15 protein-coding genes are annotated in these 20,119 nt (G+C 47.9%); 12 read left to right on the forward strand and 3 right to left on the reverse strand.

From position 1 onward, the window contains the following. Positions 1 to 95: 95 nt before the first annotated feature. Positions 96 to 1,193, forward strand: a complete 1,098-nt coding sequence (locus tag HMPREF1536_RS17205) for a glycoside hydrolase family 76 protein (RefSeq protein WP_028726822.1) — start codon at positions 96 to 98, stop codon at positions 1,191 to 1,193. Here the strand turns inward: HMPREF1536_RS17205 and HMPREF1536_RS27940 are convergent. Then, complete coding sequence (locus tag HMPREF1536_RS27940) at positions 1,177 to 4,038, reverse strand: GLUG motif-containing protein (RefSeq protein WP_028726821.1); 2,862 nt, start codon at positions 4,036 to 4,038, stop codon at positions 1,177 to 1,179. The genes HMPREF1536_RS17205 and HMPREF1536_RS27940 overlap by 17 nt on opposite strands. A gap of 198 nt (positions 4,039 to 4,236) precedes the next feature. Beyond that, positions 4,237 to 5,001, reverse strand: a complete 765-nt coding sequence (locus tag HMPREF1536_RS17215; RefSeq protein ID WP_028726820.1) for a DUF4469 domain-containing protein — start codon at positions 4,999 to 5,001, stop codon at positions 4,237 to 4,239. Positions 5,002 to 5,589: 588 nt separating this feature from the next. Here HMPREF1536_RS17215 and HMPREF1536_RS17220 point away from each other — a divergent pair. The 5 genes from HMPREF1536_RS17220 (at position 5,590) to HMPREF1536_RS17240 (ending at position 13,305) form a co-directional block, all read left to right on the forward strand. Beyond that, the gene (locus HMPREF1536_RS17220; RefSeq protein ID WP_167331493.1) at positions 5,590 to 9,795 is read left to right on the forward strand and encodes a two-component regulator propeller domain-containing protein; all 4,206 of its coding nucleotides are present in this window, start codon (positions 5,590 to 5,592) and stop codon (positions 9,793 to 9,795) included. Between the two features lie 86 nt (positions 9,796 to 9,881). Then, positions 9,882 to 11,093, forward strand: a complete 1,212-nt coding sequence (gene gluP / locus HMPREF1536_RS17225) for a glucose/galactose MFS transporter (protein ID WP_028726818.1) — start codon at positions 9,882 to 9,884, stop codon at positions 11,091 to 11,093. Positions 11,094 to 11,253: 160 nt separating this feature from the next. Further along, positions 11,254 to 12,009 (forward strand): hypothetical protein, encoded by a 756-nt coding sequence (locus HMPREF1536_RS17230; RefSeq protein ID WP_028726817.1) that lies wholly within the window; start codon positions 11,254 to 11,256, stop codon positions 12,007 to 12,009. Beyond that, positions 11,984 to 12,364, forward strand: coding sequence for a GtrA family protein (locus HMPREF1536_RS17235; RefSeq protein WP_028726816.1), 381 nt, complete (start codon positions 11,984 to 11,986; stop codon positions 12,362 to 12,364). The genes HMPREF1536_RS17230 and HMPREF1536_RS17235 overlap by 26 nt, the downstream gene beginning before the upstream one ends. Before the next feature lie 5 nt (positions 12,365 to 12,369). Continuing rightward, positions 12,370 to 13,305, forward strand: a complete 936-nt coding sequence (locus HMPREF1536_RS17240) for a glycosyltransferase family 2 protein (RefSeq protein WP_028726815.1) — start codon at positions 12,370 to 12,372, stop codon at positions 13,303 to 13,305. Between the two features lie 77 nt (positions 13,306 to 13,382). Here HMPREF1536_RS17240 and msrA read toward each other — a convergent pair whose 3' ends face one another. After that, the gene (msrA, locus tag HMPREF1536_RS17245; protein ID WP_028726814.1) at positions 13,383 to 13,889 is read right to left on the reverse strand and encodes a peptide-methionine (S)-S-oxide reductase MsrA; all 507 of its coding nucleotides are present in this window, start codon (positions 13,887 to 13,889) and stop codon (positions 13,383 to 13,385) included. Between the two features lie 204 nt (positions 13,890 to 14,093). Between msrA and potA the strand changes: the two genes are divergently transcribed. The 6 genes from potA to HMPREF1536_RS17275 all read left to right on the forward strand — a co-directional run bounded on the left by potA (position 14,094) and on the right by HMPREF1536_RS17275 (position 20,113). Then, entirely contained in the window at positions 14,094 to 15,476 is a 1,383-nt protein-coding gene (potA, locus tag HMPREF1536_RS17250; protein ID WP_028726813.1) for a polyamine ABC transporter ATP-binding protein, read from the forward strand. 38 nt (positions 15,477 to 15,514) lie between these two features. Next, a complete protein-coding gene (locus tag HMPREF1536_RS17255) occupies positions 15,515 to 16,288 on the forward strand; it encodes an ABC transporter permease (RefSeq protein ID WP_044191610.1) in 774 nt (257 codons plus the stop codon). Further along, positions 16,285 to 17,076 carry an ABC transporter permease gene (locus HMPREF1536_RS17260; protein WP_028726811.1) on the forward strand — a complete coding sequence of 264 codons (792 nt, stop codon included), beginning with the start codon at positions 16,285 to 16,287 and terminating at the stop codon, positions 17,074 to 17,076. Before HMPREF1536_RS17255 ends, HMPREF1536_RS17260 begins: the two co-directional genes overlap by 4 nt. 12 nt (positions 17,077 to 17,088) lie before the next feature. Beyond that, a complete protein-coding gene (locus HMPREF1536_RS17265; protein ID WP_028726810.1) occupies positions 17,089 to 18,417 on the forward strand; it encodes an ABC transporter substrate-binding protein in 1,329 nt (442 codons plus the stop codon). 15 nt (positions 18,418 to 18,432) lie between these two features. Next, positions 18,433 to 19,038, forward strand: a complete 606-nt coding sequence (locus HMPREF1536_RS17270) for an HAD family hydrolase (protein WP_028726809.1) — start codon at positions 18,433 to 18,435, stop codon at positions 19,036 to 19,038. 100 nt (positions 19,039 to 19,138) lie between these two features. Continuing rightward, positions 19,139 to 20,113: a FimB/Mfa2 family fimbrial subunit gene (locus HMPREF1536_RS17275; RefSeq protein WP_028726808.1), complete on the forward strand. Its 975-nt coding sequence runs from the start codon at positions 19,139 to 19,141 to the stop codon at positions 20,111 to 20,113. The last annotated feature ends 6 nt before the right edge of the window (positions 20,114 to 20,119 follow it).

Genomic DNA, 20,119 nt, shown 5'->3' on the forward strand with positions numbered 1-20,119 from the left:
ATTAGCGAGAATATGCCCCGCAAGGCCTGTTATTTTAACAGCTTGCGGGGTTTTTTATTATCTTTGCCCTCGTTCTAATCTTAAATTTAATGGATATGTGCAGACACTTTCTGGCAACTCTTGTAGTTGTACTATTTATGGTCTCCTGTGGCAGACCTTCTCCTTTCCGGGATAAATTGTATGAAACTATGCAAACCTCCCTGAGTTGGAGAAACGATACGACCGGTATCTGGGAAACCGCCGGCTGGTGGAACTCCGCCAACGTATTAACCGCTACCATCCGCTACGCAGCCGTCACCGGCGACACCGATGTGCTTCCCGTCATTCAGGATGTATATGAGAAAGCCCGCCGTTACCAGGTGGGAGTGGACTCGACGGGGACACCTCGCTATTGTACGAATTTCATCAATGACTATTACGACGATGAGGGTTGGTGGGCTTTGGCATGGATCGAAGCGTCTAAGCTGACAGGGGAGAAGAAGTACCTCGATATGGCGGAAGTAATCTTCGACGATATGACTACCGGATGGAGTGAAGAATGCGGTGGCGGTATTTTCTGGAAAAAGAATCCGCTGCACTATAAGAATTCCATCGCCAACAACCTTTTCTCGCTGACGGCTATCCGCTTGTACAAGGCTACTCAGAACCCGTCTTATCTCGACTGGTTCAAGAAGAACGTGGCGTGGTATATGCAAACAGGCATGATCAATACGGATATTTACCAGATCGAAGACGGGACGGGCAAGGACTGTACCCCCAACCGGGATGCCCATTACACCTATAACCAGGGTGTGGCGATCGCTGTCCTGACTGAAATGTATCTGGTGACGAATGATAATTCTTATCTGGAACTGGCTGAAAAGATCGCCGATGCCACAATCACAACCCGGTTGGTGACAGACGAAGGTATCCTTCGTGAAATGAAACCGGCTATCGAACATAGCAACGACGGTGTACAGTTCAAAGGCATTTTTATACGCCATCTGGCTTTCCTGTATGAGGTGACAAAGAACCCGGCCTACAAAGATTTCATCATAAAGAATGCCGAGTCGATCCTCTCGAAAGATTACGACCCGGCATCCAAAAGCTTCGGCTGTTACTGGTACGGCCCTTTCCATCGGGTTAGTTCAGCCGCCAATGCCTGTGCACTGGAATGTGTGATTGAAGCCTATTCTCTTACAAAACAATTTTAAACCGTTCCTTACCGATCCGTACAAAATAGATACCATCGGGTAGTCGGACTGTCTCAACCTCTCCGACTATCAGGTGGCAAACAGTTTGCAGTTTGCCGTCGGCGGTATAGATATAACCCGGTTCGTCGGTAATGGCTTGTATATGTAGCTCGTTTCCGGTTTTCCAGACTTTCGGATGGTTGGCTTCTATCTTTTCGTTGGCTACCGGGGCGGGATTCTTCACAATGCCGTCGATAAATATATCGAGCGATTGACGAACATATTTAATGATATATGCTCCGTCACTTGTACGGGGTGTGATGGTTTCCCCACGGCTGGTTGTTATTATCGGGGCTGACTGGTCATATTCCTTGTCGAGCGAGAGATAGAACCGGAAGCTACCCCATGACTCCACTTCATACGCTCCGGCAACCGGATCGGTTGCAGCTCCCTCGACGGCCGGAAGAGTTACTGTATAGTAAACCGGAGTTGGTTCAGGTTCAGGAGTCGGTTCGGGAGTCGGATCGGGTTTACTTTCTTTTTTACTAAATATGACCTTGATGGCGACATCACTATTTACTGTATAAGAAGAACCACTGCTGAATGTAGTACCGTTTACGGTGAGTGTATTCAACTCATAATCGGCATCCGGCATAGCAGTAATTGTCAGTACTGTATTATAAGGAAGCTGATCGTCGTTATTCACTGCTATTTCAGATCCGTTCAAGGGATCGGGGCGGGTTACCGATAATATCCCGTTGCTGCCCGGATCGATTTTGACGGTATGCAGCAGGTAGGGAGCCATCAGCTTTTCAGGCTGTGAAGTAAACCCTTGCAGCTTCGGCAAAGTGCTGAAGCTATTCAAATCCCAGACAGACGTATTCCAACCATTGAAACAACCACCTGCATCACTATTCAGATTACTACTTGTAAGAGGGGTACCTTCCTGCGGATCATAAGTATCAGCCGATTTAGTAATCTGGCGTGGCATATCGAAGAAAGAGAAATTATTCACGTCGTCCGTATCTGCACCCGTACCGATTACACGGTGGGCATCAGCTGGGATTTTTGCATTAACAGCCAAGCAATGTCTAACAATACCCACATTTTCATGATCGTTAAAACCGACTATTCCGCCAGCCGTTTCGTCCATTCCATTTGTAAGGCTCGAAACAACTGCGTCGGCTGCTATTGAAACCTCTTCGGTGGCAAAACAATACTCGATTGTACCTGTATTATGTCCGGCTATTCCGCCGAGATAGGAATCAGAACTATCATTTACTTTCACGGGGATAAGATTATAGCAGTTGGAAATCGTACCGCTGTTATCGCCTGCAATACCTCCGGCATGTCTGTTTGTTCCGTCGGAAGACAAGACAAAACCTTCACCGGAGACGTAACATTGATCGATCGTTCCTTCATTAACGGCGGCGATGGCTCCGGCCCTGCTTTCTGCTCCGCTGGCGGTGGAAGTAATCCCGTCCGCAACGACATTTACCGCCACCTTTCGGACGGTTGCCCCTCCGTCGATCGTACCGAACAATCCGGCTTGCGCCTGTTTGAGATCAGCTTTGAGACTCAAAGAAACTGTGTGGTTATCGCCATCGAAGGTTCCTTTGAAGGGATGAGCAGTTGTTCCAATTGGTGTCCAGTCAGGGGGAAGGGCGATATCGTTTGTCAATTTAAAATGTTCGGTATTATTATAGCCAACACCGTCCTGATTGATTTGATAGACATAATAATTAAAAATAGTCGTAGAGTGAATCTCATATGGTGTTGCTTCACTTCCATTTCCGATAACAAAAAATTGATCAAGAGGTAGACCTTCTGTGGTAGAATCGAGTGTAGGAAGTTGACCGTCATGGAGTGTCCATCCGGCATTTTCCCATCCTGCAAGTACCCCTCCTGAATTTCCATGGAAGTTATCCCTTGTTATATCAGCTCCATTTTTATCTGTAGGGTCATTTCCCGTAGGATTAGTGATATTTGTACCGTTGACTAAAAGAGTCAAACTGCTCGAATAACAGTCTTTTATCGTTGGATTGTGAGGTGAAGCTACCATACGTTGCACTGCTATCTCTCCTTCTGAACCGGGAGCAATAACAGCTTTTATCAAATTGGCAAAAGAGAAACAATGCTTGACTGTAGTTGCATTTCCTGCAATACCTCCTGCTCCTATACTATTGCCACCACCCGTAAATATACTACTTATTTCGTTTACAGCCACATAACAGTATTCTATAGAAATGTTTCCAGAAGAATTAGCAGTACCAATTATTCCACCTGCATAGAAGGCTGATCCTTCTACTTTTATTGAACTGCCTGTAACAAAACAGTTCTTAATAGATAGCTCGCCTGATCTAGTGTATGATTCTCCGACTATTCCTCCTGCTGTCCTTGTACCTTTAATACCCTGTTCACTAATGATTACTCCGAGGTTCTGAATTGTTCCACCACTCGCATTACCAAATAAACCAGCAAACTGTACATTTTCTATTTTAAGATTTTTGATTGTATGTTTATTACCATCAAAAGAGCCCTTGAATATATTATAAAAAGAGTCCCCTATCGGTGTCCACTCTTGATTATTCAGGTCTATATCATTCATCAGCTTGAAATATTTACCTGCATAATCAGAACCTCCTCCACTATTAACAAGATTCACCTGTTGCGCCAGATAGGCAAGTTCTGCTGCAGTTGCTATTTGATAAGGATTTAGTTCTTCACCATTTCCTCCGGCGAATTGGTTCGCGATATCTGTTCCATTCCATACAGATTCTTCTTCCGCCTGCATTCCGCAGGGAGCTATCCATAAAAAAACCGCCACATAGAAGAGGCGGATAATTAATTGTAACTTGTTTCTCATACTTATTCTGTTTTTATTATATAGTTCTTCATACTCATTCTTTTAACATTAATTAGTTGGGGGTATGTCGACAACGTTATCGACACGGATGTCGAAGCCTCTGTCGATACAGGTGTCGATACCGTTATCGAGGTAGGTGTCGACAACGGTGTCGAGGGGGATGTCGATAACAGCTTCGATACTCCCCTCGACAGCCGGTTACTCGATAACCGGACGATCATCTTCGCCGCCACCCGGCTGACTGCCTACACTTAACAAAATGGGGTACTGATACGTACGCGGTTCTTTAACGAGGGTATAGCTGGCACCTGCCTGCGTCGTGATACTCAACAGATATTGTCCGTCGGGCAATGCCGGGATCTGGATAATGATCTGCGAAGTGGTGTTCGATACGATCAGGTCGACTTTGACCGGTGTCTTGTCGGCCCCGTCGGGAGTGAAGTAAACGCCTACCGACGGATCGTCGCCTTTCAACAGCAGGCCTGCCCCGTTGATAACACCCGGAGCGTTCGGAGTCAGTATCTGGTTGACTGATTTTGTTTTAGAGTCGGTAAAGCCGTTGATAACCGGCCCCGTCTTAGCTACACGGAAGTTGGGAACCAATAATTTCAGTGCCTTCAACAATGCTTTTCCCGGCGTAAAGGTGACACCGAATTTATGCAGATCGGAGTTGAAGATGGGGCTTTCTCCACCGAGCGGCCCGCTGAAGTTAAGTAACCACTGGCCTACGCCGTCTACCACGCTCTTGCCCTCTGCAATGGCTTCGACCTTGATATCGTCTGCCATACCGAGGATGTTCAGAATCGTTTCCTGGCGGTACTCGGTACGCGCTTTAACGATACGGTCGGCGATATCCGTGTTGTGGATCGTTCCGGTGATGGATACTTTACCTGCAAAATCGTTTGCTTTTTCTGTCAGTACGTTATCGTACATGTCGACAGTGAGAATTGTTTTTTCTGCCATGATATTATTATTAAATGTTGTGTTCGTTGATGAGTTCGGATAAACCCTGATGTCTGGGTAGAAACAGAGGATGAAAATCGGTAGATTTTCCCTCTCTAATACATACATAATGCTTTGTTGATATCCTGTCTATCATATATTTAGAAAATAGATTAGTTCGTTTAGAACTATGGAAGATTGTAGATAATCAAGGTTTTTATGAGTTGAATGTGTTTGAAATGTAATGGAAATCGTAAAACAACTCATTTTATGAAAGAGATATGAATTCCCTTATGGTACCAGAGCAGGCTAAAAAAGGAGGTAAATAGTAGTTTTTTATTGTCTAAATTTCACGCATATTATGAATATTTGCTCCTTAAGGATGCTATATCATATATTTTATTACCTTTGCAAACATGAATAACATAGTTCTAAACGAACTCAGTCTATTTCCATTCAACATGATCCTTATTTTACTTTGCTTCAAAAAATGTAATTACTGTTTTTCCCTTTCTGATATGTTTTTAAACTATCTTTTTTCCTATCCCAAGTCCCTTGTAATATCTTTTGTATAGTGTATATTTGTCATTTAAAATAACTATGACAGAGATGAACCACTTTAATATACAGAAAAACACCTGTTTACTCTTGTTTCTTTTCTCTATCCTGTCCCTGACAGGGCATGCCGGATTAAACCCCGAATCATACAATTTTACTTATATAACTGCCGATGAGGGATTGGCTCAGAATACCGTCGATTATATCTACAAGGATAGCCGCGGCTATATGTGGTTTGCCACCTGGAACGGCTTGAACCGTTTCGATGGCTACGATTTTATCCGTTACGACGCGCAGTCCGGAAAGAATGCACTCAATAGCCTTTTCGTACGTACTCTGGTGGAAGACAACCGTCAGCATCTTTGGGTAGGGACGGAAGAAGGCGTTAATATCATCGACCTGACTTCCGGGGAGGTTCGCAATTTCGATCATTCCCGCCAGGCTTCACACCCGATCTTTTCGGCTGTCATCAATGCTTTTCTGAAAGACAGGCAGGGACGTATCTGGGTCGGATTTAATAAAGGACTCGCTATCGCTTCGCTGAACGAACGGAACGACCTGGCTGAAATTGAACTGATACAAGAGGGGGAAGATGCAAATGTGAATGCCCTTTGTATGGATGAGGAAGGGACGGTCTGGGTGGGATATGCCGACGGACAGGTCTGCACGGTCAAAAATCTGTCCGGCAATACCTTCAGCCTGACTCCGGTAATGCAACCGTTCGGCGAGGTGTTATCCTTTTGTCCGGATGGCGACGAGCTCTGGATCGGGGGAGGGACAGGGCTGATGCGTTATAACCGCCGCTCTGGTGAAAGCCGGTTATACACCAACGACCCGAAAGACAATCATTCATTGATACAAAACTATGTAAAAGATATTGTGCTCGATGAGGAGGGTAACCTGATTGTGGCAACCTATAAAGGCCTTTCCATCTACAACAAACAGACGGATAACTTCCTGCAGATAGCCAGTGCCCCGTCCAGCTCGGATCATCTGAACAGTAACTTTATCAATTCCCTTTATGTCGAACCGACGGGAATACTCTGGATCGGGACGGAAAAAGGAGGGGTGAACAAGATGATCCGCAAGGAGGTGATGTTTGATCTGTATCGCCATGACACCAAACAACCGGCTTCACTTTCCGCCAATCCGGTGAATGCCATTTACGAAGATAGCCGGGGTGTCTTGTGGATCGGAACGGTTGAAGGGGGACTGAACAAGCGGAATGCCGATAAGAAAACCTTTACCCATTTCGTGCACCAGCCGGGAAATCCGTCTACTTTATCGCATGATGCGGTTTGTTTTATCGCGGAGGGCGACGGGTATCTTTGGGTAGCAACTTGGGGTGGTGGCATCAACCGGATGAAACTGGACAGGGAAGGGATGTTTGAACATAATACCTCTTTTGTCAAAGAAGGGACGTTCGCCAGCGACTTTATTTCCTGGATGGCTTACGATCGGGTGCAGAAAGGTATGTGGGTGGCAAGCTCGAAAGGGCTCGACTTCTATGACGAGGCCACCGGATCGGTGAAGCATGTACTGAATACTTCGGAACAGGACGAACAAAACCGGCAGATCACATCTGTATCGGGTATCTACCTGGATAGCTCGCGCCGCCTGTGGGTAGGTACGGAACTTGGACTTCATTGCATCGACCTGAACCGTTCGGATGTCAGGCTGGGTAGGATCATTTCCGAACGCTGCCGGGTGTTGTCTCCGGAAAGGAAATTGTCACGCCGGGAGAAGATCAACTGTATCTTTGAGTCTGCCGACAAGACGATCTGGCTCGGTACTTACGGCAACGGACTTTTCCGGTTGACCGGGCGGGAGGATAACCAGTATATGTTTAAAAACTACGGGACTGAATCGGGGCTTTCGGACAATGTCATTTATGCGATGGAGGAGGACGATACCGGCAATTTGTGGTTAAGCACCAACCGGGGCGTTACCAGCTTCTGTCCGCAGACGGAACGGGCAACGGCTTATTATACGACCGATGGCCTGCCCAGCAATCAGTTCTATTGGGCTGCTTCCGAGCATACTTCCGACGGAAAGTTATTGTTCGGTAATGTGGAAGGGGCTGTTATGTTCGATCCGGTGATTCGCAAATCGGATACGACCGAGCTGAAGGTGACAATCATCGGCGGCCGCCTGTATAACGAGCCGGTAAATCCGCGCGTCCTTTCCGGGAAATGGAACCTGCGGGAACAGGATAAGTCTATTTCGATCGAGTTTGCTACTTTATATTATGTGTCTCCTGAAAAGATCCGCTATGCATACCGGTTGGAAGGTTTTGATGCCGACTGGGTGGAAGTGGAGTCTAACCGTCGTTTTGCCAGTTATACGAACCTGCCGGCGGGAAATTATACCTTCAGGGTAAAATGTACGAACCCCGACGGAGAATGGTCTGACCATATTACGGAGCTGAATATCCAGGTGACACCACCTTTCTATAAAGAGAAATGGTTCCTGGTTTCCGTACTGGTGATCGTCGTTCTGCTGATCTATTATTATAATGAAATGCGTATCACCAACCTGCGCCGGCAGAAAGAACTGCTGGAAAAGAAAGTGGAGGAACGGACGCGTAAGATCGAAGTGCAGAAAGACGAGATCCTGACCCAGAAGAAGGAACTGGAAGAATCCGACCGACAGCTTCAACAGGCTACGCAGGATAAGATCAATTTCTTCACCAATATCACCCACGAGTTCCGTACGCCGCTGACGCTTATTCTGGGGCCGATCGAGCAGGCGCTGACACTTAGCCAGAACCCGAAAGTGATCGATCAGCTGACGTTGGTACGTAAGAATTCCAAATTCCTGCTTTCGCTTGTCAACCAGTTGATGGATTTCCGTAAGGCGGATGCCGGAAGCATGAAGGTGAACAAGGTGCCGGGTAACTTTATGGAGTTTATCGAGTCGATCATCCTGCCGTTTAAAGCCTTATCCCAGTCGCGGAATATACGGATCGATGAGGGGTACCGGATCACGCAGCCTTGTTTCAGTTTCGATCCTGATCTGATCCGGAAGGTGTTGATTAACCTCTTGTCGAATGCCGTCAAGTTTACTCCTGACAACGGATACATCCGTTTATCGGCTGCTTTACTGTCGAGTAAAGCAGCCGATAAACGGCAAACGATATGTAAATATCTTTATATCTCGGTAGGTGATACCGGGATCGGTATTCCCGATGATGTAAAGGCACTGATCTTCGAGCGTTTTTATCAGGCGGACAATCAAACTACTTACCCTGTTTACGGGCAGAGTGGCACAGGTATCGGCCTATACCTTTGCAAGCAGATCGTGGAATTGCTGGGTGGCTCGATCTCGGTGAAGGATAATCCTTTGGGGGGAACGACCTTCCGGCTGTTACTACCGCTGACAGCCGAAGATATGGATGTGGAGATTAACAGCGAATATTACGTTTCACCGGAAGTCTACGACCGTTCCACGGAGATCGAAGAAGAATATGAAGAAGTACATGAACCTGTGGATCAGGATAAACCGCTGTTGCTCATGGCCGAGGACAATCCCGATATGCGGGCCTTTATCAAGTCGATACTGGAAGACAAATTCACGATCGTCGAGGCTTCCAACGGCGAGTCGGCACTGAAAAAGACGTTGAAGTTTTTGCCCGACTTTATCATTTCCGATATCATGATGCCTGTGATGGACGGCCTGGAGTTTTGTAAGAAGGTGAAGAATAACTTTACGACTTCCCATATCCCTGTCCTGTTGCTGACGGCCAAAACATCGACGGATGTCCGTATTGAAGGGTATAAGGTAGGAGCAGACGGTTATATCGCCAAACCGTTTGATGCCGAGCTGCTGGTAGCCCGTATCAATAACATGCTCGAAAGCAAGAACCGCCTGCACAAAGCTTTCGGAAGCAGTCTGGATGTAAAGACGCTCGATATCCGTGAAGAGTCGCAGGATCGGAAGTTCCTCGATAAGTTAATGGAAGTGATAGAGGAAAACTACCGGGATGCCACTTTCGACGTAGCAGAGTTGATCGAGAAGATGCACATGAGCAAAAGCCTGCTTCATAAGAAACTGCAATCGCTGGTGGGGCAGTCGGCCGTGAAAGTGATCCGCTCTTACCGTCTCACGAAAGCGAAAGAGCTGATGGAGTCGGCGGAAAAGGCACCCGTTTCTGTCTCCGAAATAGCATACGAAGTCGGCTTCAACGACCCCAAATATTTCACCCGTTGCTTCACCAAACATTATGGAATGAGCCCGAGTGAATTTTTAAGCAGTTGATTGCTTTCAAGCGGCTTTTGTATGGTAATAACGAAAATATCCTTACATTTGTCTTCTAAAATATTATGAACGTTAATTAAAATAGCATGCAAAACACAAACTCTTCTTCAAAGGGGTATCTATTTCCCCTGGTGGTAATCGGCATCCTGTTCTTTATGATCGGATTTGCCCTCGGTATTAACGGATTGATTATTCCGTTCCTGCGTACAGCCTTGGATCTGACAACTGCTGAATCTTATCTGGTATTGGCTGCAACCTTCTCGACCTTTATTATATTCGGATATCCCAGCGGACTGGTGATCAAAGCGATCGGATATAAAAAGACGATGATCTTATCCTTCCTGTTCTTTGCGATAGGATTGTATTTATTTATTCCTTCTGCGGAAAATCAAAGCTTTGCCATGTTCTTGCTGGCTTCTTTCATTAGTGGTATCGGTAATACCATGTTGCAGGCAGCTGTGAATCCGTACATCACGATCTTAGGCCCGCTGGAAAGTGCGGCTACCCGTATGAGTATGATGGGTATTGCCAACAAGGCGGCCTGGGCGATCGCTCCGATCTTCCTGGGTATCTTCCTGAACCTGGGGGATGTAAAGCTGGAAGATATCAAGCTTCCGTTCTACTTCATCTCCGGTATCTTTGTGTTGCTGGGTATTTTAGTTGCTTTCGTTCCGCTGCCTGAAGTAAAAGCCGAAGGTGAGGACGAAAACGATGAGGCGGCTGCTTCCTCGTATGCGGCGAATAAGACAAGCATCTGGCAGTTCCCGCACTTGCTTCTTGGTTTGGTATCACTACTGTTCTACGTGGGTGTCGAAACGTTGGCAATGGCCAGTATCGTAGACTACGCCACCTCTTTAAACCTGCCTGATCCGCAGGTGTATACCTCTTATACGGTGATCGGTATGGTGATCGGTTATCTGGTTGGTGTATTCTTCATTCCCAAGTATATTTCACAGGAACGGGCGATGTTTGTTTGTGCGATTATCGGTCTGATCAGCTCTTTGTTGATCGTCCTGACTCCGATGAACATCTCTATCTGGTTCGTCGCAGTATTAGGTTTGGCTAACTCACTGATGTGGCCGGCTCTGTGGCCGATGGCTATGAAAGACCTGGGTAAGTTCACCAAGACAGGTTCTTCCTTGCTGGTAATGGCTATCGTGGGTGGTGCTGTATTCCCTTTACTGTTCGGTTGGTTAGCCGACGTATCCGGAAATATGCAGCAGGCATACTGGATCTGTTTCCCGGCATACCTGATGATTTTCTACTACGCTTTGAGCGGACATAAGATCCGTATCTAAGTTATTTGGATAATAACTTCCTCAAAAGGGGATAAAGGGCGTTTTTAGAGCCCCTTTATCCCCTTTTTATTCTATAATGCCAGAAATGTCGGGAAAAAGCTTTACTTTTGTCTTAGTTTCTTGTTTATTGGGTATAGTATATAACTAAACAAACAGGTCTATGAAAGAAGAAGGTGATGTATTTAAGAAGTTCCGGGAGTCTTTTAGCAAGATGGACGGACATTTTCATATATTGGAACAGCGGGTGCCGGTTGAACTTCAGATGGAGTATTTCAAATACTCCGAACAGGTTCGCAAAGGTAAGGTAAAGCAGGATTTAGATGATATGGATTATACAGCCTTCCGCGAAAGTCTGTCTGATCCCGGGTCGACTACAGATCATAAGAGATATGTATTATCCATGCTGGCAACTTCCCGCCAGGTAAAAGCATACCGAATGCTGGAAGATTATGTACAGCATCCGGATGAAGATGTGAGTAACTGGGCTTATATGGCTTTAATGGAAAGCCGCATTTCGCTGGAGTCGGAACTGTCGGACGAGAAACAGATATATATTTCGACCGGTTTAGGTGGAAAAGGCGAGAAATTGCGTTTTTATGTATTGATGTTATCGAAGGATAGAAGTCCTTTCCTCGACTATCAGCGTAAAGTGATTGATCGCGAGTTCGCTTATTTCTTACCTAAAGAAGACTGTGAGATCGAACGTCTTACAATCGGTGAACAATATGTTGAACTGGTATTTTTAATACCGGTGCGTGCAGACATCAAGTTAACCCTCGACAGGGTTATCAATGAATGTAACCAGTATGGTGATTTCCTTTCGGATATATTTACGATAACGAACGTAAAAGAACTGACGCAACAGGAAGTTACTGATATTATAAATAAGAATGGAAACAATAAAACAAGCCATTAAATATGGAGTGGTAGGAGTGAGCAACACCCTGATAACGATGGCCGTTATCTGGGTGATGATGAAACTCTTCGGGTGTCGGGAAGGTCTGTCGAATTTGACGGGATATGTAGCGGGGTTACTAAATAGTTTTATCTGGAACAAACAATGGACTTTCAAGGGAAGTTCTACCGGATGGACAAAAGGGGCGATCCGTTTCGGTGTCGCGTTTGCGGTGTGTTACATCCTGCAGTACGGGCTGGTGCTTGTCTTAAATTCCCAGTTGACGATCGATCATTATTACAATCATTTGATAGGAATGGTTTTCTATACAATGATCAATTTTATAATAAACAAGTTTTATACCTTTAAAGCTTAATGGAAATGAAGAAGCTCTCAGTCATAGTTCCTTGCTACAACGAAGAGTTAGTTATCGGCGAGTCATACCGCCGCACGAGAGAGGCTTTACAGTCGCTCCCTATTGCTACTGAGATTATATATATTAACGATGGAAGCCGGGATAAGACCCGTGAACTGCTGGATGAAATAGCCGCCGCCGATCCACAGGTAAAAGTGATCCACTTCTCCCGGAACTTTGGCCATCAGCCTGCCGTAACCGCCGGGATCAATCACTGTGATGCCGATCTGGCCGTGATTCTGGATGCCGATATGCAGGATCCACCCGAGTTGATAGCCGGCATGCTTGAGTTGCAGGAAAAGGAAAATGCGAACGTTGTCTATTGTGTCCGCAAGTCGCGTGAAGGCGAGAGCTTTTTCAAGAAGATAACTTCAAAGGCCTTTTACCGTCTCCTCAATTATATGAGTGACGTTAGTTTCCCGCTGGATACAGGCGACTTCCGTATGATCGACCGTAAGATCATGGATCAGTTCGACCGCTTCCAGGAAAGAGGTAAATATATCCGCGGGTTGATCAGCTGGCTGGGATACAAACAGGTTCCTTTCTACTACGAACGGGAAGCCCGCATTGCCGGCGAGACCAAATACCCTTTCAGCAAGATGTGGAAGTTTGCATCGACCGCCATGCTCTATTTCTCCAAGAAGCCGTTGCGTCTGGCAACCAGCCTCGGATTTATAGCCGTTGTAGTCGGAATTGTCCTGGCAGCCTGGTTCACCTTAGGCAAACTATATGGCTTCAGTAATGCAGAAAGCGGATGGACTTCCATCATGACTTCCGTTATATTCTTTGGCGGTGTGCAATTGCTGACGGTAGGCGTATTGGGTCAATATGTCGGTATCCTGTTCGATGAGATCAAGGCGCGTCCTGAGTATATTATCGACGAAAAGAAAAACTTCAGATAAAGGTGTTTCAGGTTTCCTTCGGATGTAATTTTGTTTTCATCCGAAGGAACTCTTATTTTCTCCCGGAAGGAATACAATCAGTCCGTAAATATCTTTCTATAAATATGACAATAAGGAGTCTCCCCTTTCTTGTCGTAATAATGTTGATGGTAATCCTCTCCAATCCAGAATTTCTCGGCAGGTTCCAGTGCTGTGGCAACCTTGTAACCCATGCCGAATAACTTCCCGATATAATTCTCCGCCATTTCTTTTTGCTCCTCACTGCAATAGAAGATAACGGAGCGGTACTGGCTTCCTATGTCCGGCCCTTGTCCGCCTACCTGCGTAAAATCATGCGTCTCGAAATAGAGGCGGAGCAACTGCTCGAAACTGACCTGTGTCGGATCGAAGACCACTTCGACTGTCTCTACATGGCCGGTCGTCCCGGTTTTCACTTCCGGATAGGAAGGATTGTTCAAGTTTCCACCCATATAACCGACATGCGTGCTGTCTACTCCTTTAACTTTTCCCAGATGATATTGCGTCCCCCAGAAGCAGCCGGAAGCAAAATAAGCTGTTTCCTTATGGAATTTATTCTGTACCATATTCTTATTCTTGGTTTAGATTATTCTGTTTATACTCGTGCAAATATAATCTTTTATTTTGCAATGATAGCAGGACTTCCCTGTTATATCCATCTCTTAACGCTCCAAACACTTTGAATTTTCCTTAAAATGTATACCTTTGTGCCGCTTTTTATAAATGGGAGCGATTATATGTTTAACTTGTAAGGAATAAGGGATAAGTCTATGCAAAAGTCCGACTGCATCATCAGCGTGGAGCATGTGTCTAAATTCTTCGGGGACAAGGCCGTTCTGAATGATGTGAATTTGTTTGTCCGCAAGGGCGAGTTTGTAACGATATTGGGGCCTTCCGGTTGTGGTAAGACCACCTTGCTGCGTCTGATCGCCGGATTTCAGACCGCTTCAGAAGGGGAGATCTCGATAGCAGGAAAAGAGATCACACAGACGCCGCCGCATAAACGCCCGGTCAATACCGTGTTTCAGAAATATGCGCTGTTCCCTCACCTGAATGTATTCAACAATATCGCTTTCGGCCTGAAGCTCAAAAAGCTGCCTGCCGCAGTTATCGAGAAGAAGGTGAAACAAGCCCTGAAGATGGTAGGCATGACCGATTACGAATACCGCGATGTAGACTCCCTCTCCGGCGGCCAGCAGCAACGTGTTGCCATCGCCCGCGCCATCGTCAACGAGCCCGAAGTGCTGTTGCTCGACGAACCACTGGCAGCCCTCGACCTGAAGATGCGTAAGGACATGCAGATGGAACTGAAGGAAATGCACAAATCCCTCGGTATCACCTTCGTCTACGTGACCCACGACCAGGAAGAAGCACTGACCCTGAGCGATACCATCGTTGTGATGAGCGAAGGCCGCATCCAGCAGATCGGAACCCCCATCGATATATATAATGAACCCATCAATTCGTTCGTCGCCGACTTTATCGGTGAGAGCAATATCCTGAACGGACTGATGATTAAAGATAAACAAGTCTCCTTTGCCGGACACGACTTCGAGTGCGTGGACGAAGGCTTCGGCGAGCAAGCTCCGGTGGATGTGGTGATCCGTCCCGAAGACATTTACATATTCGAACCCTCGGAAGCAGCCATGCTGACCGGTACGATTACTTCTTCTATCTTCAAAGGCGTGCACTACGAAATGATGGTGCAGACCCCCGAAGGCTATGAGTTTATGGTACAGGATTACCACAGCTTTGATGCAGGACGGGAAGTCGGCCTTCTGGTGAAGCCCTTCGATATCCACGTCATGAAGAAAGAGCGCGTATGCAACACGTTTGAAGGCAAGCTGATCGACCCGACCCACGTTGAATTCCTGGGCAATACTTTCGAATGCACGGAAGTATCCGGTATCGATCCCGACACCCCTGTCAAGGTGGAAGTCGATTTCCGTCACGTCATCCTCGAAGACAACGAAGAAGACGGCAAACTGACCGGAGAAGTGAAATTTATCCTCTATAAAGGCAACCATTATCATCTGACCGTGTTTACAGACTGGGACGAAGATATCTTTGTCGATACGACAGACGTCTGGGACGACGGCGACCGCGTCGGCATCCGGATTGCCCCCGAGAACATTCGTATTATTCATAACTAAAAGGAAGGGAAGTGATAAATAACATCTCAGCATTTTTTATGCGTCGCAGGAACTGGACGATCCCTTACGCATTATTTCTGGCAGTATTCGTAGTCATGCCGTTGCTCCTGATCGTCCTGTATGCTTTTACAGATGCCGAAGGCGCATTTACCTTCGCCAATTTCCGCAAGTTCATGATGCATCCCGAAGCGTTGAACACCTTCGTTTATTCCATCGGGATCGCTATTATCACCACGCTGGTCTGCCTGCTGCTGGGGTATCCGGCCGCCTATATACTGAGCCAGGCACGTTTCAATACCTCCCGTACGATGGTGGTACTGTTTATCCTCCCGATGTGGGTGAATATCCTGATCCGTACGCTGGCAACCGTCGCCCTGTTCGACTTCCTGAACCTGCCGTTGGGAGAGGGGGCGTTGATATTCGGTATGGTGTACAACTTTCTTCCTTTCATGATCTATCCCATCTACAACACCTTGCAGAAGATGGATCGCAGCCTGATCGAAGCCGCCCAGGATCTGGGAGCCAATCCGTTGCAGGTCTTTATAAAAACAATCTTCCCCTTGTCCATGCCCGGCGTGATGAGCGGTATCGTGATGGTGTTTATGCCGACCGTATCGACCTTTGCCATTGCCGAGTTGCTGACAATGAACAATATCAAGCTGTTCGGTTCGACCGTGCAGGAAAGCATCAATAACGGAATGTGGAACTATGGAGCTGCCCTGTCTCTTATCATGCTACTGCTGATCGGAGTCACCATCCTGTTTACCAACGAGGAAGACAGCGCCTCAAACGAAGGAGGAGGTGTGATATGATGACGAAGATACTGGCTAAAACTTATCTCTGGCTGCTTCTTTTCCTGCTGTATTCCCCGATCCTGATCATTATGATCTTCTCTTTTACCGAAGCCAAAGTGCTGGGTAACTGGACGGGATTCTCAACAAAACTATATAGTTCGTTGTTTACCGGAGGTGTGCAACGTTCGCTGGTGGGGGCTTTGTGGAATACATTCGCCATCGCCATGCTGGCCGCATCCATCTCCACGATATTAGGCAGCATCGCGGCCATCGGTATCTTCAACCTGCGGACACGTCCGCGGCAGGTGATGAACTTCACGAATGCCATACCGATGATGAATGCGGATATCATAACCGGGGTTTCCCTCTTCCTGCTGTTCGTCAGCTTCGGGGTTTCGCAGGGCTTTACGACGGTTGTGCTGGCGCATATCACTTTCTGTACCCCCTATGTGGTATTGAGCGTGATGCCCCGTTTGAAGAAGATGAACCAGAATGTGTATGAAGCGGCACTCGACCTGGGGGCGACCCCGTTCCAGGCTTTACGCAAAGTGATCCTGCCCGAGATACGTCCGGGAATGATCAGCGGCTTTATCCTGGCGTTCACCCTTTCGATTGACGACTTTGCCGTTACGATCTTTACCATTGGTAACGAAGGACTGGAAACACTTTCCACCTTCATCTATGCGGATGCCCGCAAGGGAGGTCTTACACCCGAACTGCGCCCGCTGTCGACCATTATCTTCATCACCGTACTGGTGCTCCTGATCGTGATTAACAAGCGTGCCGAAAAATCCGCTGCAAAGTAATAGTATAGAAGAATGAATAGACTGATTAAAATAGTATGTGTACTGGCCGCCTGCCTGGGAATGCTCTCTTCCTGTGCACGCACGGACAAGGAACGCAGCAAGATATTGAAGATATACAACTGGGCCGACTATATCGACGAAGGAATACTCGACGAGTTCCCCGTCTGGTATAAGGAGCAGACCGGCGAAGACATCCGTATCATCTACCAGGTATTCGACATCAACGAGATCATGCTCACCAAGATCGAGCGCGGCCACGAGGATTTCGACCTGATATGCCCTTCCGAATACATCATCGAGCGTATGCTGAAGAAGAAGCTGCTGCTCCCCATCGACCGCAATTTCGGCAAGACACCGGACTACCTCGACAACATATCCCCCTATATCCGCGAGCAGCTCAACAAGCTGAGCCTGCCCGGCATGGAGACGACCGACTACGTAGTCCCTTACATGTGGGGAACAGCCGGCCTGCTCTACAACAAGCAGTTTGTCACACAGGACGAAGTAATGACCTGGGATTGCCTCTGGAATCCCAAGTACAGGAACAAGATCCTGATGAAAGACAGCTACCGCGACGCCTACGGCACAGCCATCATCTACGCCCATGCCAAAGAACTGGCCGACGGCACCGTCACGGTCGAGCAGCTGATGAACGACAACTCCCCCGAAGCCATCGCCATCGCTGAGGACTACCTGAAACGCATGAAGCCCAACATTGCCGGATGGGAAGCCGACTTCGGTAAGGAGATGATGACCAAGAACAAGGCATGGCTCAACCTCACCTGGAGCGGCGACGCCGTCTGGGCCATAGAAGAAGCCGAAGCGGTAGGAGTAGAGCTGGGCTATGAAGTCCCCCTCGAAGGCAGCAACATCTGGTACGACGGCTGGGCAATCCCCAAGTATGCCCGCAATGTAAAAGCAGCGAGCTATTTCCTCGACTATCTCTGCCGTCCGGACGTCGCCCTGCGCAATATGGATGCCAACGGCTATGTAAGCGCCGTTGCCACCCCCGAGATACTGGAAGCGAAAATCGACACGACGATCGAAGAATACTCCAACCTGAGCTACTTCTTCGGCCCCGGCAACGACAGCATCCGGATCGACCGGGTGCAATACCCCGACCGGAAGGTCGTGGAACGATGCGCCATGATCCGCGACTTCGGGGATGAAACCGAGCTCGTACTTGAAATGTGGAGCCGTGTGAAAGGCGACAACCTTAACACCGGCATTGTCTTATTGATCTTTGCGGTATTCGGCCTGCTCTTTGTCTGGGTAGTCTACCGCAGGATACGCGATTATAAACAAAAACAGCGTCACCGCCGCCGGCGCCGTCGCTGGTAAATATTACCTGTGAGTATGGAAGGAATTAAGAACCTGATTATAGATTTCGGTGGGGTGATCATCAACCTGACCCGTAACCGTTGTGTGGAAGCATTCGAGAACTTCGGCGTGCCCGACGTGCGCGACCGGATATTGAACAGCAAAGACCTCTTTATGCAGATAGAGATGGGAACCATCACTTCCGCCGAGTTCCGCGACGGCATCCGCCATCTGACCCGGCAGCACCTGACCGACCGGCAGATCGATGCCGCCTGGATCGCCATGCTCGACGACGTGCCGGCCTACAAGCTCGATCTCCTGATGGAGCTACGTTCCAAATACAACACCATGCTGCTCAGCAACACCAACGAGATCCATTGGCTCTGGGCGGAAAAGAACAGCTTCGCCCACAACGGGCACCAGGCCGGCGACTTCTTCAACAAGATATACCTCTCGTACGAGCTCAACATGGTGAAGCCCAACGCCGATATCTTCGAATACGTTTTGCAGGATGCCGCCATCGACCCCGCCGAAACGCTCTTTATCGACGATGCCATCCCCAACTGCCGCACCGCTGAAGCACTGGGTATCCGCACCTACGCCCCCCAGCCCCGCGAAGACTGGTCGCACCTTTTCCGCTAGGAATGCACCGCTTCCGGTACGTTAATTAACTCTATTCGGAAAACCAAACGGTTTTTGTGCTGTTTCTATAAGCATAAATCTAAACAAACATTTGGTGATTATGAATAAGTTAGTATTATCAACACTCGCGCTGGCCGCCATCCTCGGCAGCTGCTCGAAAGACGACGACTGCCGGTGCGTGGACACGAACGACCTGATTACTCCCGAACTGGCGGAAATGTCGGTCACGACAGGCGACGTGACAACCGCCTTTACCGGCGTACTGATGGTTTACCCCTGCCAGGAAGACGCCAGCATCTATTACGGCAACTATTCGCTCAAAGGCGACCTGTGGCCTATCAACGCCACCTACACCATCAAAGACGGGTCTATCTATAAGGCAACCGCCCCTGTAAGGCTTCCCCTGGGCGATTACAATTTCCTCTACTGGGGATTGGCCAAGAACAGCCAGAGCGACTCCGTGTATGATGCCGCCGCCATCCGCGAACCCGGTTTGCGCCTGGGAGCCGACCTGTCGGATCTGTATATGACGATGTATCAGGAAGACTACAGCGATACGACCTATATGCCGGTCTACGATTACCTGCATGCCGTCAGCCCGATCAAAGTCGGCACCGACAAGATGAAAGCGACCCTGCAACATGCCGTAGCAGGCCTGAAAGTGACGCTGACGAATAAGGACGGCGACAAGATGGACAGCAGCATCGCTTCCGCCCGTATCCTGATCGGCAATATCGCTTCGCGGCTGAATTACTATACAGCCGAAGCCAGCGACTTCACAAAGACCGTTGCTTTTCCTCTGACCATGTCGTCCGATAGCCTGTCGATGTCGGCCAATTCAACCGTCATGGTCTTTCCCTCTTCCGACAATCCTCCGCTGACCATTCGGCTGACACTGAAAAACGGACAGGTAAAACATTTCCGGAAATCCCTGGCCAATGCCCTGACCGCCGGAAACCGCTTGAACCTCACTATCACATTAGGTGATCTGTATTCAGAAGAAACTTCTTCCGACGGCTTTGAAGTGGTGGACTGGACGGAAAGCTCCGAAACGATCGATTTGCCGGCAGGCTGACTGGAT

The organism is Parabacteroides gordonii MS-1 = DSM 23371 (assembly GCF_000969825.1).
GTDB classification, from domain to species: domain Bacteria; phylum Bacteroidota; class Bacteroidia; order Bacteroidales; family Tannerellaceae; genus Parabacteroides; species Parabacteroides gordonii.

Excerpts from the sequence above, each read along its gene's own strand:
- HMPREF1536_RS17205 (WP_028726822.1), top strand. The coding sequence starts at position 96 with ATGTGCAGACACTTTCTGGCAACTCTTGTAGTTGTACTATTTATGGTC.
- HMPREF1536_RS27940 (WP_028726821.1), bottom strand. The coding sequence starts at position 4,038 with ATGAGAAACAAGTTACAATTAATTATCCGCCTCTTCTATGTGGCGGTT.
- HMPREF1536_RS17215 (WP_028726820.1), bottom strand. The coding sequence starts at position 5,001 with ATGGCAGAAAAAACAATTCTCACTGTCGACATGTACGATAACGTACTG.
- HMPREF1536_RS17220 (WP_167331493.1), top strand. The coding sequence starts at position 5,590 with ATGAACCACTTTAATATACAGAAAAACACCTGTTTACTCTTGTTTCTT.
- gluP (WP_028726818.1), top strand. The coding sequence starts at position 9,882 with ATGCAAAACACAAACTCTTCTTCAAAGGGGTATCTATTTCCCCTGGTG.
- HMPREF1536_RS17230 (WP_028726817.1), top strand. The coding sequence starts at position 11,254 with ATGAAAGAAGAAGGTGATGTATTTAAGAAGTTCCGGGAGTCTTTTAGC.
- HMPREF1536_RS17235 (WP_028726816.1), top strand. The coding sequence starts at position 11,984 with ATGGAAACAATAAAACAAGCCATTAAATATGGAGTGGTAGGAGTGAGC.
- HMPREF1536_RS17240 (WP_028726815.1), top strand. The coding sequence starts at position 12,370 with ATGAAGAAGCTCTCAGTCATAGTTCCTTGCTACAACGAAGAGTTAGTT.
- msrA (WP_028726814.1), bottom strand. The coding sequence starts at position 13,889 with ATGGTACAGAATAAATTCCATAAGGAAACAGCTTATTTTGCTTCCGGC.
- potA (WP_028726813.1), top strand. The coding sequence starts at position 14,094 with ATGCAAAAGTCCGACTGCATCATCAGCGTGGAGCATGTGTCTAAATTC.
- HMPREF1536_RS17255 (WP_044191610.1), top strand. The coding sequence starts at position 15,515 with ATGCGTCGCAGGAACTGGACGATCCCTTACGCATTATTTCTGGCAGTA.
- HMPREF1536_RS17260 (WP_028726811.1), top strand. The coding sequence starts at position 16,285 with ATGATGACGAAGATACTGGCTAAAACTTATCTCTGGCTGCTTCTTTTC.
- HMPREF1536_RS17265 (WP_028726810.1), top strand. The coding sequence starts at position 17,089 with ATGAATAGACTGATTAAAATAGTATGTGTACTGGCCGCCTGCCTGGGA.
- HMPREF1536_RS17270 (WP_028726809.1), top strand. The coding sequence starts at position 18,433 with ATGGAAGGAATTAAGAACCTGATTATAGATTTCGGTGGGGTGATCATC.
- HMPREF1536_RS17275 (WP_028726808.1), top strand. The coding sequence starts at position 19,139 with ATGAATAAGTTAGTATTATCAACACTCGCGCTGGCCGCCATCCTCGGC.